At 58.0% G+C, this 15,321-nt stretch carries 12 protein-coding genes; 7 read left to right on the plus strand and 5 right to left on the minus strand.

What is annotated here, in order from left to right; translation table 11 throughout:
• The first annotated feature begins 145 nt into the window (after nt 1-145).
• Together ACMGF7_RS18835 and rluB are read left to right on the plus strand one after the other, a co-directional pair.
• On the plus strand, nt 146-943 hold the full coding sequence (locus tag ACMGF7_RS18835) for an alpha/beta fold hydrolase (RefSeq protein WP_015378063.1): 798 nt from the start codon (nt 146-148) through the stop codon (nt 941-943).
• A gap of 162 nt (nt 944-1,105) precedes the next feature.
• Entirely contained in the window at nt 1,106-2,002 is an 897-nt protein-coding gene (gene rluB, locus ACMGF7_RS18840; protein WP_420286569.1) for a 23S rRNA pseudouridine(2605) synthase RluB, read from the plus strand.
• Between the two features lie 39 nt (nt 2,003-2,041).
• Here rluB and cobO read toward each other — a convergent pair whose 3' ends face one another.
• Both cobO and ACMGF7_RS18850 read right to left on the minus strand, forming a co-directional pair.
• Nucleotides 2,042-2,632, minus strand: a complete 591-nt coding sequence (gene cobO, locus ACMGF7_RS18845) for a cob(I)yrinic acid a,c-diamide adenosyltransferase (protein WP_049242952.1) — start codon at nt 2,630-2,632, stop codon at nt 2,042-2,044.
• A 13-nt stretch (nt 2,633-2,645) separates the two neighbouring features.
• Complete coding sequence (locus ACMGF7_RS18850) at nt 2,646-3,407, minus strand: YciK family oxidoreductase (protein ID WP_004930705.1); 762 nt, start codon at nt 3,405-3,407, stop codon at nt 2,646-2,648.
• 359 nt (nt 3,408-3,766) lie between these two features.
• Here ACMGF7_RS18850 and sohB point away from each other — a divergent pair, with 359 nt between their 5' ends.
• Nucleotides 3,767-4,813, plus strand: a complete 1,047-nt coding sequence (sohB, locus tag ACMGF7_RS18855; RefSeq protein WP_004930703.1) for a protease SohB — start codon at nt 3,767-3,769, stop codon at nt 4,811-4,813.
• 51 nt (nt 4,814-4,864) lie between these two features.
• On the opposite strand, the gene ACMGF7_RS18860 is transcribed toward sohB, so the two are convergent.
• Entirely contained in the window at nt 4,865-5,116 is a 252-nt protein-coding gene (locus tag ACMGF7_RS18860; protein ID WP_004930700.1) for a YciN family protein, read from the minus strand.
• Nucleotides 5,117-5,543: 427 nt separating this feature from the next.
• On the opposite strand from ACMGF7_RS18860, the gene topA reads away from it, so the two are divergent.
• Entirely contained in the window at nt 5,544-8,141 is a 2,598-nt protein-coding gene (gene topA / locus ACMGF7_RS18865; protein ID WP_015378045.1) for a type I DNA topoisomerase, read from the plus strand.
• Nucleotides 8,142-8,502: 361 nt separating this feature from the next.
• Nucleotides 8,503-9,477 (plus strand): HTH-type transcriptional regulator CysB, encoded by a 975-nt coding sequence (gene cysB, locus ACMGF7_RS18870; protein WP_004930690.1) that lies wholly within the window; start codon nt 8,503-8,505, stop codon nt 9,475-9,477.
• 65 nt (nt 9,478-9,542) lie between these two features.
• Here the strand turns inward: cysB and ACMGF7_RS18875 are convergent, their stop codons facing one another.
• On the minus strand, nt 9,543-10,400 hold the full coding sequence (locus tag ACMGF7_RS18875) for a DUF6216 family protein (RefSeq protein WP_164094891.1): 858 nt from the start codon (nt 10,398-10,400) through the stop codon (nt 9,543-9,545).
• 301 nt (nt 10,401-10,701) lie between these two features.
• On the opposite strand from ACMGF7_RS18875, the gene acnA reads away from it, so the two are divergent.
• Nucleotides 10,702-13,374 carry an aconitate hydratase AcnA gene (gene acnA / locus ACMGF7_RS18880; protein ID WP_049242947.1) on the plus strand — a complete coding sequence of 891 codons (2,673 nt, stop codon included), beginning with the start codon at nt 10,702-10,704 and terminating at the stop codon, nt 13,372-13,374.
• 56 nt (nt 13,375-13,430) lie between these two features.
• Here acnA and ribA read toward each other — a convergent pair whose 3' ends face one another.
• Nucleotides 13,431-14,024: a GTP cyclohydrolase II gene (gene ribA, locus ACMGF7_RS18885; RefSeq protein ID WP_004930678.1), complete on the minus strand. Its 594-nt coding sequence runs from the start codon at nt 14,022-14,024 to the stop codon at nt 13,431-13,433.
• A gap of 279 nt (nt 14,025-14,303) precedes the next feature.
• Between ribA and pgpB the strand changes: the two genes are divergently transcribed.
• The gene (gene pgpB, locus ACMGF7_RS18890) at nt 14,304-15,068 is read left to right on the plus strand and encodes a phosphatidylglycerophosphatase B (RefSeq protein ID WP_021503815.1); all 765 of its coding nucleotides are present in this window, start codon (nt 14,304-14,306) and stop codon (nt 15,066-15,068) included.
• Nucleotides 15,069-15,321 lie beyond the last annotated feature (253 nt).

A 15,321-nucleotide genomic window follows, 5' to 3' on the forward strand; every position in this document is an offset into this window, starting at 1 on the left:
CCATTCCAATTAGTGCGCATTTTTTCATAAGGTGCGCCCAGGGGGCTTTCCGCACGAACTTCAATAGATCAATACCTGCTGCGCTGTCACCTTATCCCCGTCGGTATTCCCCGAACGGGTCGGGGAGAGACGCGCAGGAGGTAATATGACCGCATTTCACAGTGCCAACATGATACTCGACTATCAGGATGTCGGCTCAGGGCCGCTCACGTTGGTGTTGCTGCCCGGCTGGTGCGAACCGAAAACCGTGTTTGAGCCGTTCATCGCTCTGGCGGCCGAACGCTATCGGGTGATCAGCATCGACTGGCGAGGCCATGGCCTGTCTTCAAAAGCCACGGAGATGTCGCTGACGGCGGACGACTTGCTGGAGGATGTGCGCCAACTGCTGACGGCGCTGCGTTTGGATAACGCGGTCACTCTGTCGGTGGCGCACGCCAGCTGGCTGGCGGTAGCGTTGGCCGAAGCGTTGCCGCAACGGGTACGGGGCATGGTGTTTCTCGACTGGATCATGACGCAGCCGGAGCCGGCGTTCTTTACGGCGGTGAGCCGCATGCAGCAGCCGCAGCAGTGGCTGGCGGCACGCGACGCCTTGTTCGACTTTTGGCAGGGCGGCATCCGCCACGATCGGGTCAAACGCCATCTGGAGGTCGAGATGGCGCAGGAGGATTACCGGCTTTGGCGTGCCGCCGGGGTGGCCATCGAACAGGCCTACCGGCAATTCGGCTCGCCGCTGCAACGCCTGGCGGGCATGAGCGCGCCGCCGCCGTGCCGGCATATCTACTCGTTGGATCGCCGCGACGACTACCTGCGGCAACAGCAGGCATTTGCCGCCGAGCAGCCGTTCTTCTCCGTGGTGCGTCTAGGGGAGGCCCGCACTCACCTCGGTATTCTGGAACGGCCTGACGCGGTGCTATGGGCAGTGGAGGATTTTTTGGCGCCGTGAACGCCGCCTGTGGGGGCCACCGCCGATAAAGTGGGTTTCAACACCTTAGAAAGCCTGTATAATACGCGGTTCGATCCTGATAAACGTATTATTACCGTGGTGGCGGTTGGCCGCGGCGGTATCCCCCCCGACGCCTGTGAAGGCGACATTAGAGGTTGCTCAATGAGCGAAAAGTTACAGAAAGTTTTAGCGCGCGCCGGGCATGGCTCGCGTCGTGAAATCGAAACCATGATTGAAGCCGGGCGCGTCAGCGTCGACGGCAAGGTCGCCAAGCTGGGCGATCGCGTTGAAGTGACCCCGGCGATGAAAATTCGTCTGGACGGTCATGTCCTGTCGATCAAAGAGTCCGAAGAGGTGGTTTGCCGGGTGCTGGCTTACTACAAACCGGAAGGCGAGCTGTGTACCCGCAGCGATCCTGAAGGCCGCCCGACGGTGTTCGATCGCCTGCCGAAGCTGCGCGGTTCGCGCTGGGTGGCGGTAGGGCGCCTGGACGTCAACACCTCCGGTCTGCTGCTGTTCACTACCGATGGTGAACTGGCCAACCGTCTGATGCACCCGAGCCGTGAAGTGGAGCGCGAATACGCGGTGCGCGTGTTCGGCCAGGTCGACGATGCGAAAGTGAAGCAACTGAGCAAAGGCGTGCAATTGGAAGACGGCCCGGCCGCCTTCCGCACCATCAGCTTCCAGGGCGGTGAAGGCCTCAATCAGTGGTACAACGTGACCCTGACTGAAGGCCGCAACCGTGAAGTGCGTCGCCTGTGGGAAGCGGTGGGCGTGCAGGTGAGCCGCCTGATCCGCGTGCGTTACGGCGACATCGATCTGCCGAAAGGCCTGCCGCGCGGCGGCTGGTCCGAACTGGATCTGCCGGCGATCAACTACCTGCGCGAGCTGGTGGAGTTGAAACCGGAAACGGTCAGCAAAATGCCGGTGGAGCGTGAGCGCCGCCGCGTGAAGGCCAACCAGATCCGCCGGGCGGTCAAGCGCCACTCGCAGGTGGCCGGCAGCGGCCGCCGCAGTGCGCCAGGCAGCAAACCAGGCAAGCCAAGCAAACGCAGCTAATCCCGCCGTTCTGGCCCCGTTCGGGGCCAGAACGTTTTGTTACCAATCGATCCCTTGTTGCGCCTTCACGCCCGCGTCGAACGCGTGTTTCACCGGCCGCATCTCCGTGACCGTATCCGCCAGTTCCAACAGATCGCGATGGCAGCCGCGCCCGGTCAGGATCACCGTTTGATGCGCAGGGCGTTGCAGGAGCGCTTCCTTCAGCTCTTCCAGTTCCAGATAGCCGTAGGTCAGCATGTAGGTCACTTCGTCCAGCAGCACCAGATCCAGGCTGTTGTCGGCCAGCATGCGTTTGCCGTGCTGCCACACCGCCTGGCAGGCGGCGGTGTCGCCGGCCTTGTTCTGCGTTTCCCAGGTAAAACCGGTGGCCATCACCTGAAATTCAACGCCGTGTTGCTGCAGCAGATTCTTTTCGCCATTGGGCCATTCGCCCTTGATGAACTGGATCACCCCGGCGCGCATGCCGTGGCCGACCGCGCGGGTGACGGTGCCGAAGGCGGCGGTGGTTTTGCCTTTGCCGTTGCCGGTAAACACCAGCAGCAGGCCGCGGGTGTCCTGCGCCGCGGCGATGCGCGCATCGACCTGTTCTTTCAGGCGCTGCTGGCGCTGTTGATGACGATCTTCCGCCATGAAACGCTCCTGATTATTCGGCTGCGCCGGGTTTGCGGTTCGGCTGCGCGTCGAAGCTCATGCCGGTTTTGCGGCGGCTGTCTTCGCCCATCAAATACAGATACAGCGGCATGATATCGGCCGGGGTTTTCAGCTTGTTCTTGTCTTCGTGCGGGAAGGCAGATGCGCGCATTTTGGTGCGAGTGCCGCCCGGATTGATGCAGTTCACCCGCAGATTGCGGTTTTTGTACTCGTCGGCCAACACCTGCATCATGCCCTCGGTGGCGAACTTCGACACCGCATAGGCACCCCAGTCTGCGCGGCCGGTACGCCCGACGCTGGAGCTGGTGAACACCAGTGAACCGGCGTGGGATTTCAGCAGCAGCGGCAGCAGAGCCTGAGTCAGCATAAAGGTGGCGTTGACGTTAACCTGCATCACTTCTTGCCACATGGTCATCGACAGGTCGGCCATCGGCGCGATGTCGCCGAGCAGGCCGGCGTTGTGCAGCACGCCGTCAAGGCGGGGGATCTGGCGCGCCAGATCGTCGGCTATCTGCCGGCATTGCTCCTGAGTGGCGTGCAGCAAGTCCAGCGTCACCACCAGGGCCGGGGCACCGCCCTGGGCTGCGATCTCTTGTTGTACCGCCAGCAGTTTGCTCTCGGTGCGCCCCAGCAGCACCAACTGGGCGCCGAAGCGCGCGTAGGTCAGCGCCGCTTCACGGCCGATGCCGTCGCCGGCGCCGGTGACCAAAATGATTCGTTGTTCGAGCAGATCTTGTTTGGGTTGGTAATGCACGATAAATCCTCGCCTGGGTGGCTGTTCTCCCGCAGATATCGGGGAGCAAGGGTGAAACGCGCGGCCGGGGCGGGAGCGAAGGCTCGACCGTCTGCGGGCCGCGCAGCGAATCTGTCTCATCATATTGATGAATAATGGGTGTTATATGCCTTAATCCGCGGGCATTTTCAATGCGTAGCAGGCTGAAATGGCATTCTTTTGTAACAAAAGCGCGGCGGTGGCGGCTTGGTTCGGCCGTAAATCGTCCCCATAGTGATGCTCTGTGCGCAATGAATTTTCATTTAGCCGCGACAGCAGCCGCTGCGGTTGGCTAAAATGGAAATAAGCATACTAACAACCTGTAAATAAAGGCGGAATCTGTGGAGTTTATATCTGTTTATGGCCTGTTTCTGGCCAAGGTCGCCACGGTGGTGCTCGCCATCGCCGCGTTGGCCATCCTGGCGGTCAGTTTGGGGCAACGCAAGAGCCGCCAGAAAGGGGAGCTGCAACTGACCGATCTCGGCGAACAGTATCGCGAGATGCAGCGCGATATGCGCCTGGCGCGCATGGATGCCGCCGAGCAGAAGGTTTGGCTGAAACAGTTCAAAAAGCAGACCAAATCTGATGACAAATTGAAGAAACAGCGCGCCAAGTCCGGCGCGGTGGAAGTGGCCAAGCCGTGCCTGTATGTGCTGGACTTCAAGGGCAGCATGGACGCGCACGAGGTCACCTCGCTGCGCGAAGAGATCTCGGCGGTGCTGGCGGTGGCGTCGGCGCAGGATGAAGTTCTGTTGCGCCTGGAAAGCCCTGGCGGGGTGGTGCATGGCTACGGCCTGGCGGCTTCGCAGTTGGAGCGCCTGCGCAAAGGCGGCATTCGTCTGACGGTCGCGGTGGATAAAGTGGCGGCCAGCGGCGGCTACATGATGGCTTGCGTTGCGGATCGCATCGTGGCGGCGCCGTTCGCCATCATCGGTTCCATCGGCGTGGTGGCGCAGATCCCGAACTTCCACCGCCTGTTGAAAAAGAACGATATCGACGTGGAGTTGCACACCGCCGGGCAATTTAAACGCACGCTGACGCTGTTTGGCGAAAACACCGAACAAGGGCGCGAGAAGTTCCGAGAAGATCTGAACGAAACGCACGAGCTGTTCAAGCGCTTTGTGCATGAGCAGCGCCCGTCGCTCGACATCGACAGCGTCGCTACCGGTGAGCACTGGTTCGGTTCACAGGCGAAAGAGAAGGGCCTGATCGACGCCATCGGCACCAGTGATGATTTGCTGATCGCCGAGCTGGATAACCACGAAGTGATCGCTGTGCGCTATACGCGCCGCAAACGCCTGATGGATCGCTTCACCGGCAGCGCGGCGGAAAGCGTCGATCGTTTGCTGCTGCGCTGGTGGCAGCGTGGGGAAAAGCCGTTGTTGTAACGGCAACGAGAGCGGGAATCAACGGGGGCCAGGCGCCCCCGTTTTCTTGTCTTAATCGACCAGGTGGTATTTTTCCGAAAGCAGGTGAGCCAAATGTTTAAACATATTAAATACCGCGGTGGTTTTGGCGGTGGGCAATCCATCGGCATCCAAAAAGTATTCGCCGCGAAAAACTAAAACGCCGCTTTTTTGTTCAACGTCGGTGGCGATCATGCCGTGCAGATAATCTTCGTGTTGGCGGATGATGTTATTTGCTTCCGCCAGCAGGGCCTCGCGGCCGATAGGTGCAGTATTCGTGCGCATTTATTAGACTCCAAACTAAAAACTCTGCGCATATTCTAACGCCGGTTCGCTTTTATCCGCAAACCGACTAAGGTTTATTTGCCGTCTGGATGGCCATGGGCGGCCGCCGGTTGGCGAAATCGGACTTTCCATGCTAATTAGGTTGCGTGACGCTTTTTATCAGGTACAGTGTGGGATTTTGCGGCGTCGGGTGGAAGGTTTTGTTTACGCCATGAATAAAACTCACACAGCCATACTTCTGGGGCATGGGTGAATAGCAGGCAGGATCAACAACTTGCGTTCAGGTTGAGCAGTTGGGCAACCAAAAGAAAAAAATCTGTTGATCTCTTGCCAGACTGCCGCAATATAAAAAAAGAGACACGAATTGCCGCGGCACGGCGAGATAAAAGACTTCTTTTTAGAAGAAATAAATTAGGTAAAGGTAAATATGGGTAAAGCTCTCGTAATAGTTGAGTCCCCGGCAAAAGCCAAAACTATTAATAAATATTTAGGAAGTGACTACGTGGTGAAGTCCAGCGTCGGTCACATCCGTGATTTGCCGACCAGTGGCTCAGCCAGCAAAAAGAGCGCTGACTCAACCGAAGACAAAGCCAAGAAAAAAGTTAAAAAAGATGAGAAGGCGGCGCTGGTAAATCGCATGGGCGTCGACCCTTACCACGGCTGGAAAGCGCATTATGAAATCCTTCCGGGTAAAGAAAAAGTGGTCGCCGAGTTAAAATCGTTGGCGGAAAACGCCGACCACATTTATCTCGCAACCGACCTTGACCGCGAAGGGGAAGCCATCGCCTGGCACCTGCGGGAAGTGATCGGTGGGGATGACAAACGCTTTAGCCGCGTGGTGTTTAACGAAATCACCAAAAACGCGATCCAACAGGCGTTCAAACAGCCGGGCGAGCTGAACATTGATCGCGTCAACGCGCAGCAGGCGCGCCGGTTTATGGACCGCGTGGTGGGCTATATGGTCTCGCCGCTGCTGTGGAAGAAAATCGCCCGCGGCCTGTCCGCCGGCCGTGTGCAGTCGGTGGCGGTGCGTCTGGTGGTTGAGCGCGAACGCGACATCAAGGCGTTCGTGCCGGAAGAGTACTGGGAGCTGCATGCCGATCTGCTGGCGAAGGGTGAAACCGCGCTGCAGATGGAAGTGACCCATGCGCACGACAAACCGTTCAAGCCGGTCAACCGCGAGCAGACGCACGCCGCGGTCAAGTTGCTGGAAAAAGCCCGCTACACGGTGCTGGATCGCGAAGACAAACCGACCAGCAGCAAGCCGGGCGCGCCTTTCATTACCTCCACGTTGCAACAGGCCGCCAGCACCCGACTGAGCTTCGGCGTGAAGAAAACCATGATGATGGCGCAACGGCTGTATGAAGCCGGCCACATCACCTATATGCGTACCGATTCCACCAACCTGAGCCAGGATGCGCTTAACATGGTGCGTGGCTACATCGGCGACAACTTCGGCGATAAATACCTGCCGAAGGCGCCGAATCAGTACAGCAGCAAAGAGAATTCGCAGGAAGCGCACGAAGCGATCCGTCCTTCGGACGTGAACGTGCTCGCCGAACAGCTCAAAGACATGGAAGCGGACGCGCAGAAGCTGTATCAGCTGATCTGGCGTCAGTTCGTAGCCTGTCAGATGACGCCGGCGCAATACGATTCCACCACGCTGACGGTAAAAGCCGGCGATTATCAGCTGCGCGCCAAGGGCCGTACGCTGCGCTTTGACGGCTGGACCAAGGTGATGCCGGCCCTGCGCAAAGGCGATGAAGATCGCACGTTGCCGTTCGTCGAAATCGGCAGCGAGCTGGATCTGCAGAAACTGATCCCGAGCCAGCACTTCACCAAGCCGCCGGCGCGTTACAGCGAAGCTTCGCTGGTGAAAGAGTTGGAGAAACGCGGCATCGGCCGTCCGTCCACCTACGCCTCCATCATCTCGACCATTCAGGATCGCGGTTATGTGCGGGTGGAAAGCCGCCGTTTCTATGCCGAGAAAATGGGCGAGATCGTCACCGATCGTCTGGAAGAGAACTTCCGCGAGCTGATGAACTATGACTTCACCGCACGCATGGAAGACGGCCTCGATGAGGTCGCCAACAATCAGGCTGAGTGGAAAGCGGTGCTGGACGAATTCTTCGTTGATTTCAGCGAGCAGCTGGAAACGGCGGAGAAGGATCCGGAAGAAGGCGGCATGCGGCCTAACCAGATGGTGATGACCAGCATCGACTGCCCGACCTGCGGCCGCAAGATGGGCATCCGTACCGCCAGCACCGGCGTGTTCCTCGGCTGTTCCGGCTACGCGTTGCCGCCGAAGGAGCGTTGCAAAACCACCATCAACCTGGTGCCGGAAGCGGAAGTGCTCAACATCCTCGAAGGCGACGACGCGGAAACCAACGCGTTGCGCGCCCGCCGCCGCTGCCAGAAATGCGGTACGGCGATGGACAGCTATCTGATCGACAACCAGCGCAAGCTGCACGTCTGCGGCAACAACCCGGCGTGTGACGGCTATGAGATCGAAGAGGGCGAGTTCCGCCTGAAAGGCTATGACGGCCCGGTGGTGGAGTGCGACAAGTGCGGTTCGGAAATGCACCTGAAAATGGGGCGTTTCGGCAAGTACATGGGCTGCACCAACGAGAACTGCAAAAACACCCGCAAGATACTGCGTAACGGCGATGTGGCGCCGCCGAAGGAAGATCCGGTGCCGTTGCCGGAGCTGCCGTGCGAGAAGTCCGACGCCTATTTCGTGCTGCGTGACGGCGCTGCCGGCGTGTTCCTGGCGGCCAACACCTTCCCTAAATCGCGCGAGACCCGCGCGCCGCTGGTGGAAGAACTGGCTCGCTTCAAGGATCGTCTGCCGGAGAAGCTGCGCTACCTGGCCGATGCGCCGGTGGCGGATGCCGAAGGCAACAAAACGCTGGTGCGTTTCAGCCGTAAAACCAAGCAGCAGTACGTCTCCTCTGAAAAAGACGGCAAGGCGACCGGTTGGTCTGCGTTCTACGTGGACGGCAAGTGGGTCGAAGGCAAGAAGTAAGGGCGATGCCCTGCCTGCAAGATGAAAAACCAGCCCCGGCGGCTGGTTTTTTTATTGGTGAAAAGAGGCAAACGGATCTATCCTTTGCTGTTTTTATCCCTCCGACACCGGCGTTTCACGTTGATACCAATGCAAAATAATCGTTATCATAGTGTGACGCGGATCTATACTTGAAGCTGCATCGTGGTATAGTGGTTATATAAAAAGTTTTTTTATTATTAAAGCTTATTAACAACGGCGTTTTCTTCACCATCAGGGTAGAACACGGGGTTTATGGCTTGTGAGTTTCAGCATACCGGGGCGACACCGATATACCTGGCTGCGGGTAAGCCGCAGTGTTTAACCTAGGATGGTATAAGATATGAAATTGCAGCAGCTTCGTTACATTGTGGAAGTGGTTAACCACAACCTGAATGTCTCCTCGACGGCAGAAGGGCTCTATACCTCTCAACCTGGCATCAGCAAACAGGTGCGCATGCTCGAAGATGAGCTGGGCATCCAGATTTTCGCCCGCAGCGGCAAGCACCTGACCCAGGTCACCCCCGCCGGCCAGGAAATCATTCGCATCGCGCGTGAAGTGTTGTCCAAAGTAGACGCCATCAAAGCCGTTGCCGGTGAACACACCTACCCGGACAAAGGCTCGCTGTACGTCGCCACCACGCATACGCAGGCTCGCTACGCCTTGCCAAACGTGATCAAGGGCTTTATCGAGCGTTATCCGCGCGTCTCGCTGCACATGCATCAGGGCTCGCCGACGCAGATCGCCGAAGCGGTCTCCAAGGGCACCGCCGATTTTGCCATCGCCACCGAGGCGCTGCACCTGTACGACGATCTCATCATGTTGCCGTGCTACCACTGGAACCGTGCGGTGGTGGTGAAGCCCGATCATCCTTTGGCGGGCAAAAGCAGCATCAGCATTGAAGAGCTGGCGGCTTACCCCATCGTCACTTACACCTTCGGCTTTACCGGCCGCTCGGAGCTGGACACCGCCTTCAACCGCGCCGGCCTGACGCCGCGCATCGTCTTCACCGCCACTGACGCTGACGTCATCAAAACCTATGTGCGTCTGGGATTGGGGGTGGGGGTGATCGCCAGCATGGCGGTGGATCCGGTGCAGGATCCGGATCTGGTGACGGTGGATGCGCGCGACATCTTCACCTACAGCACCACCAAAATCGGCTTCCGCCGCAGCACTTTCCTGCGCAGCTACATGTACGATTTCATTCAGCGCTTCGCGCCGCACCTGACGCGCGACGTGGTCGACAGCGCGGTGGCGCTGCGCTCCAACGAAGAGATCGAGGCGATGTTCAAGGACATCAAGCTGCCGATTAAATAGGTTCAGGTTGGCAGAGCGTGCGTCAAAACAGGAGGGGTTGTCCCTCCTGTTTTGTTTGCTGCCGCTTACGACACATCTTGGTTATTCGTCGGAGGTTGAGACTGAGGTAAAGCGTTAACGTGTTGATTGATGCGCTTATCCAACGCTTTGGCCCGTTTGGCGGCGACGATCGCTATAACAGCCAGGTAAAGCAGATAAAGGCTTGATGCCAAAAGTGTCCATCCTATTCTCTTTTGTACTTTGACATCGGCGCGCCGTTCACTGTCATCACCGGTGGTGAGTCGATAACAGATTGATTGTACTTCACTTTCCAATAGACCCACCTCGCCGGCGCGGTGAAAAGCATCGCGGGTGCCGCATTGCTCTCGTGTCAGTTCCCATTTTTTGTCTGATGTGAACGGAATAAACAGATCTGAGTTTTTCGCATAGTCTTTGCCCAACAGAAAACTGTGCGTGGTCTGTTTGAACTCATACCAGGCTTCATTGGTGATTGTCAGTTTCGTTGCGGCAATGGTAATGAAGTACAAAAGCACGATAGATACGGCAAGGTAGGCAAACTCCATGGCGCTTGCCAGCCTAATTTTCTGATCTTTAGGGGTAAATCTGTCCTTTATGCGCCGCAACTCATACATTGCGACGTCTTTGTTCTTCATCCAATGCAGCGTTGCCTCAATTTCCGTGAGGTTTCTTACCTTGATGCCGTAATGGTAAATAAAGCGATGCACCTCATACTGTTCACTGTCGAATGTTTTGATGCTCTCATACTGGCTGCCCTTACCGCGCAGTACTTTATCCCACAAGAATTTGAGCAGAATATACCCCGAACGCGTGCGATAGATAATAATGATAAACAAAATCAACGGTATGAGTGATGTTGCCGCTACCATTAGATTTTGGAAAGTTGGATCGATGGTGATATTCAAAATGTGCTCCATGCGCGTGCTTTATTGTCAGAATGTTCAATATCGCTGATGTATCGGGAAATGCCGATTGAAATTATCGCGCATGCTCGATGAAACCGTTTCATGCGGCGTTGGCGTTTCAGGCACGGAGCGGCGGTTAAGGTAACTCGCTGACACTCTTCACATTAACCTCTGTGATTGTTCCCGCCTATCGTTGTGATCAAATCGTGTTGTTATCAAAACGTTAACTTATCTTTGTGGTATCTTTAAACAAGACCTCACTGATTACCCTGTTTTAGTCACAATAAGAAATGGAGGAGCTATGTCGTCCGATCTTCGTGAAACAAGTCTGGATAAGCTGGTTGCGCTGAATAGCGAATATTACTACTACAGTCTGCCGCTGGCGGCGAAGCAGCTGGGTGATATCGACCGGTTGCCGAAATCAATGAAAGTGCTGTTGGAGAACCTGCTGCGCCATGTGGATGGCGACACCGTGCAGGTTGACGACCTCAAGGCCATCGTCGCCTGGTTGCAAACCGGCCATGCTGACCGTGAGATCGCCTACCGTCCAGCACGCGTGCTGATGCAGGATTTTACCGGCGTTCCGGCGGTGGTGGATCTGGCGGCGATGCGTGAAGCGGTGCGGCGGCTGGGCGGCAATGTCGACCAGGTGAACCCGCTGTCGCCGGTGGATCTGGTGATTGACCACTCGGTCACCGTCGATGAATTTGGCGACGATAATGCCTTTGAAGACAACGTGCGCATCGAAATGCAGCGTAACCACGAGCGCTACACCTTTCTGCGCTGGGGGCAGAAGGCCTTCAACCGCTTCCGCGTGGTGCCGCCGGGCACCGGCATTTGTCACCAGGTTAACCTCGAATACCTTGGCCAAACGGTGTGGCACAGCGACGAAAGCGGCCGCCGCGTGGCCTATCCGGATACGCTGGTGGGCACCGATTCTCACACCACCATGATCAACGGCCTGGGCATTCTCGGCTGGGGCGTCGGCGGTATCGAAGCGGAAGCGGCGATGCTGGGCCAGCCGGTGTCGATGCTGATCCCGGACGTGGTCGGCTTCAAGCTGACCGGCAAGCTCCGCGAGGGCATTACCGCCACCGATCTGGTGCTGACCGTCACCCAAATGCTGCGCAAACACGGCGTTGTCGGCAAGTTCGTCGAGTTTTACGGCGACGGCCTGGCCGATCTGCCGCTGGCCGATCGGGCGACCATCGCCAACATGTCGCCGGAGTTCGGCGCTACCTGCGGCTTCTTCCCGGTAGACGATGTCACGCTCGGCTACATGAAACTCAGCGGCCGCAGCGCCGAACAAATCGCGCTGGTGGAAGCCTACGCCAAGGCGCAGGGCATGTGGCGCAACCCGGGGGATGAGCCGGTATTCACCAGCTCGCTGGCGCTGGATATGTCGACGGTGGAGGCGAGCCTCGCCGGGCCGAAACGCCCGCAGGATCGCGTGGCGCTGCCGAATGTGCCGCAGGCGTTCAAGGCTGCTACCGAGCTGGATATCGGCGGTCACAAGGCCAAAACAGACAGCAAAACCTTTACGCTGGACGGGCAGCAGCACGAACTGCGCGACGGCGCAGTGGTGATCGCGGCGATCACCTCCTGCACCAACACCTCGAACCCGAGCGTGATGATGGCGGCCGGCCTGCTGGCGAAAAACGCCGTCAAGAAAGGGCTGCGCAGCAAACCCTGGGTAAAAACCTCGCTGGCGCCGGGTTCCAAAGTGGTGACCGACTACTTCGACAGCGCCAAACTCACCGCTTATCTGGAAGAGTTGGGGTTCAACCTGGTGGGGTATGGCTGTACCACCTGCATCGGTAACTCCGGCCCGCTGCCGGATCCGATCGAGCAGGCGATCAAAGAGGGCGATCTGACCGTGGGCGCGGTGCTGTCGGGCAACCGTAACTTCGAAGGGCGCATCCACCCGCTGGTGAAAACCAACTGGCTGGCCTCGCCGCCGCTGGTGGTGGCTTATGCGCTGGCGGGCAGCATGAAGATCGATCTGACCAAAGAGCCGCTGGGCGAGGGCAACGATGGCCAGCCGGTCTACCTGAAGGACATCTGGCCGAGCAGCCGGGACATCGCTCAGGCGGTGGAAGAAGTGCGCACCGAGATGTTCCACAAGGAGTACGGCGAAGTGTTCGACGGCGATGCCAACTGGCAGGCGATCCAGGTGACCGGTTCGGCGACCTATCAGTGGCAGGAGGATTCTACCTATATCCGCCATCCGCCGTTCTTCAGCACCATGAAGGTGAAGCCGGATCCGGTGCAGGACATCAAAGATGCGCGCATTCTGGCGATTCTGGCCGACTCGGTGACCACCGATCACATCTCGCCGGCGGGTAACATCAAGCGCGACAGCCCGGCGGGGCGTTACCTGAGCGAGCATGGCGTAGCGCCGCAGGATTTCAACTCCTACGGTTCACGCCGCGGCAACCACGAAGTGATGATGCGGGGCACCTTCGCCAACATTCGCATCCGCAACGAAATGGTGCCGGGCGTGGAAGGCGGCTATACCCGCCATATTCCTTCGCAACAGCAGCTGTCTATCTACGACGCCGCCATGCAGTATCAGCAGGAGAAGGTGCCGCTGGCGGTGATCGCCGGTAAAGAGTACGGTTCCGGCTCCAGCCGCGACTGGGCGGCGAAGGGGCCGCGCCTGCTGGGCGTGCGGGTGGTGATTGCCGAATCCTTCGAGCGTATTCACCGCTCTAACCTGATCGGCATGGGGATTTTGCCGCTGGAGTTCCCGCAAGGGGTGACGCGTAAAACGCTGGGGCTGACCGGGGATGAGCAGATCAGCATTGGCGGCCTGCAACAGCTGCAGCCGGGCCAGACGGTGCCGGTGCACATCACCTATGCCGACGGGCGCAAGGAAGTGGTCGACACCCGTTGCCGCATCGATACCGGCAATGAGCTGACTTACTACGAAAACGACGGCATCCTGCACTATGTGATCAGGAAAATGCTGTAATTAATCAATAAAAAGGGCGCCGTAAGGCGCCCTGATTGTTTCCGCGGCGGTGGCGATCACTTCTGGTCGAGCAAATGGCCCATTTTGGCGGCCTTGGTTGCCAGATAGCGTTCGTTCTTCGGGTTGCGGCCGACGATCAACGGCACGCGTTCGCTGATGTTGATACCGGCTTCGGTCAGGATCTCGACCTTTTTCGGGTTGTTGGTCAGCAAACGCACCGCGTCGACGCCCAGCAGTTTGAACATGTCGGCACACAGGGTGAAGTCGCGCTCGTCGGCGGCGAAGCCGAGCTGGTGATTGGCTTCCACGGTGTCTGCGCCCTTATCCTGCAGGGCGTAGGCGCGGATCTTGTTCAACAGGCCGATATTGCGGCCCTCCTGGCGATGGTACAGCAGGATGCCGCGGCCTTCTTCCGCAATCTGCTCCAGTGCGGCTTCCAGTTGAAAACCACAGTCGCAGCGCAGGCTGAACAACGCGTCGCCGGTCAGGCATTCGGAATGCACGCGTGCGAGCACTGGCGCTTCGCCGGAAATATCACCGAATACCAGTGCCAGATGGTCATGTCCGGTCGCCAGTTCTTCGAATCCTACCATCAGGAAATCGCCCCAAGGTGTCGGCAGTTTAGCCTCTGCCACCCGTTTCAGCTGCATGTCACTCTCCACAAAAACCTACGATTCAATCATTGTCGCGCATCCTAAGTCCGGTTCAGTAAATTGACCAAGACTAAAACGTGCTACGCCGATCTCTATTTCGTTAATTATCGGCTATTTTGCCACAACTTCTTGCCGGGCGGTGCTCAGCAAACCAGCAGATGGCGTTTTCTGGCCACCTATTATTGCGATAGGTTTCCTATCTGTTTAATTTTTCGCGTGTTATCAATATTGCACTCTTGTTACACTGCAGCCTGATTCACGCAGAGGAAAATGGGAATGTATGAGATAGCAAAACGTACGGCGGGCGGCGCGCTGCTGCTGCTGTTGATGCCGCTGGTCGTATGGGCATCCGGCTGGCATTGGCAGCCCGGCGGCAATGATCGGCTGCTCAAAGCGCTGTTCTGGGTGACCGAAACCGTAACCTCGCCGTGGGGTATTCTGACCAGCGCTGTCCTTTGCGGTTGGTTTTTGTGGTGCCTGCGCTTTCGGCTGAAGGCGGCCATCGGTCTGGCGATCCTGCTTTCCGCCGCGTTGGTGATTGGGCAGGGGGTCAAGTCGTTGATCAAGGATCGGGTGCAAGAACCGCGGCCGTTTGTGGTATGGCTCGAGCAAACCCACGGCGTGGACGGAAAATATTTCTATTCGCTGCATCGCAAAGAGCGCAGCGCGCTGGTGCGCGAGCAACTGCAAGACCAGACGCTGGTACCGAACTGGCTGCGCAAGCACTGGCAGTTTGAAACCGGCTTCGCTTTCCCGTCGGGGCATACGATGTTCGCCGCCACCTGGGCGCTGTTGGGCGTAGGGCTGCTGTGGCCGCGCCGCCATTATAAAACCGTTGCGCTGCTGATGGTGTGGGCAACGGGGGTGATGGGCAGCCGTCTGCTTCTGGGCATGCACTGGCCGCGCGATCTGGCGATGGCTACGCTGATCAGTTGGCTGCTGGTGGTGGTCACCTGCTGGCTGGCGCAGCGCTGGTTCGGCCCGCTGACGCCGCCGCCACAAGAGCAGCAGGAAATCGCGGCGCGCAAGCCGGAGATATGATCGCTATGTGACCATGTCACAAAATAGGCGGCATCGGATCGGTGCCGCATTAACCGCTTACATTTTCCCGCCATTGCAATTCGCCCGGTTGCCCCCATATCCTTATAAATTCGACGTTTTGAGAAGCTTTCTCATCAATTTGTTCGCTAAGACCGTTTACTGCCGAATATGCCAGCAGATATGTGGTTTTATCGTGCGGCAGGGTTTCCCTGCCGCAGCGGGAAATGCTAACTTAAGGGTTAGGGACGCCACA

Source organism: Serratia sp. BNK-17 (assembly GCF_048684935.1).
Taxonomy (GTDB): Bacteria; Pseudomonadota; Gammaproteobacteria; order Enterobacterales; family Enterobacteriaceae; genus Serratia; species Serratia nematodiphila.

Bases quoted from the DNA above. Each gene is read 5' to 3' on its own strand.
- cobO (WP_049242952.1), bottom strand. From the start codon at position 2,632: ATGGCGGAAGATCGTCATCAACAGCGCCAGCAGCGCCTGAAAGAACAG.
- cysB (WP_004930690.1), top strand. From the start codon at position 8,503: ATGAAATTGCAGCAGCTTCGTTACATTGTGGAAGTGGTTAACCACAAC.
- ACMGF7_RS18835 (WP_015378063.1), top strand. From the start codon at position 146: ATGACCGCATTTCACAGTGCCAACATGATACTCGACTATCAGGATGTC.
- ACMGF7_RS18860 (WP_004930700.1), bottom strand. From the start codon at position 5,116: ATGCGCACGAATACTGCACCTATCGGCCGCGAGGCCCTGCTGGCGGAA.
- acnA (WP_049242947.1), top strand. From the start codon at position 10,702: ATGTCGTCCGATCTTCGTGAAACAAGTCTGGATAAGCTGGTTGCGCTG.
- topA (WP_015378045.1), top strand. From the start codon at position 5,544: ATGGGTAAAGCTCTCGTAATAGTTGAGTCCCCGGCAAAAGCCAAAACT.
- rluB (WP_420286569.1), top strand. From the start codon at position 1,106: ATGAGCGAAAAGTTACAGAAAGTTTTAGCGCGCGCCGGGCATGGCTCG.
- ribA (WP_004930678.1), bottom strand. From the start codon at position 14,024: ATGCAGCTGAAACGGGTGGCAGAGGCTAAACTGCCGACACCTTGGGGC.
- pgpB (WP_021503815.1), top strand. From the start codon at position 14,304: ATGTATGAGATAGCAAAACGTACGGCGGGCGGCGCGCTGCTGCTGCTG.